Here is a 1003-nt window from a genome sequence, read left to right as displayed (position 1 = left end):
GTCGACAACAATCTGACCGTCGAACAGATCGCGAACGCCTTCACCGTCTATCCCTCCCTGTCGGTGTTTTTGCCTACGTGATCGCCGTGCTTCACCGCACTTCGTTCGGTGTCTCGGGTCTGTCTGCTGCTGATCGGTTCTCGATATCACCCAGCGTTCTGTCGAGCTTCGTCGTACTGCAGATCGTCGTGTACGCCGGTATGCAGATTCCGGCGGGAGTCCTCCTCGACCGCTACGGTTCGCGGATCATGATCGCAGTCGGTGCGTTCATCATGATGTCCGCGCAGTTGGCCCTCGCCTTCACCGAATCGCTGCCCGTCGCGATCGGTGCACGTATTGCCGTCGGCGCCGGCGATGCACTCACCTTCATCTCGGTGCTGCGGTTGGTACCACAGTGGTTCCCGCCCCGGCAGGTGCCGTTGGTCTCGCAGTTCACGGGCATCCTCGGTCAGCTGGGCCAGGTGATGTCCGCGCTCCCGTTCATGTTGCTGTTGTCCGGTCCGGGCTGGACTTTTGCCTACGGCAGCGCTGCGGCCGTCGGACTGTTGGCGTTTGCTCTGGCGCTGAGTGTCATCCGCGACGTGCCTCCCGGTGCCGACGTGGTGGCCGTGCCTGCCGGTGCCAAGGAGATCGGGCGACAGATCAAGACGGTGTGGATGCGACCCGGCACCCGACTCGGGTTCTTCAGTCACATGGGGACGCAGTTCTCGATCACGACGTTCGCACTGCTATGGGGTGTGCCGTATCTGAAATCGGCTCAGGGTCTCGATTCCGCGACCGTCGGCTCGCTGCTGACGCTGTCGGTCATCTCGGCAATCGTGGCCGGCCCGATCCTCGGCATTCTCACCGGTCGCTATCCCATGCGTCGATCGTGGTTGGTTCTCACCATCATGGTGGCCAGCGCGCTCATGTGGACGATCGTGCTTTCGCGCAGCGAACCGTCTCCGCTCTGGTTGTTGACGATCCTGGTGGTCGTCATCTCGGTGGGTGGACCGGGTTCGGT

The 1003-nt window shown here is 62.5% G+C and carries 1 protein-coding gene; it reads left to right on the top strand.

Annotation, left to right across the window (positions count from 1 at the left end; all coding sequences use genetic code 11):
- Positions 1 to 77: 77 nt before the first annotated feature.
- Positions 78 to 1003: MFS transporter (locus ABT116_RS50755; protein ID WP_351648748.1), on the top strand; the 926-nt coding region annotated here is incomplete at its 3' end.

Origin of the sequence: Streptomyces sp. NPDC002130 (assembly GCF_040296465.1) — a bacterium.
In the GTDB taxonomy this organism is placed as follows: Bacteria; Actinomycetota; Actinomycetes; order Streptomycetales; family Streptomycetaceae; genus Streptomyces.
Note: the sequence above shows the minus strand (reverse complement) of the source record. Positions and strands in the feature narration are given on the sequence as shown.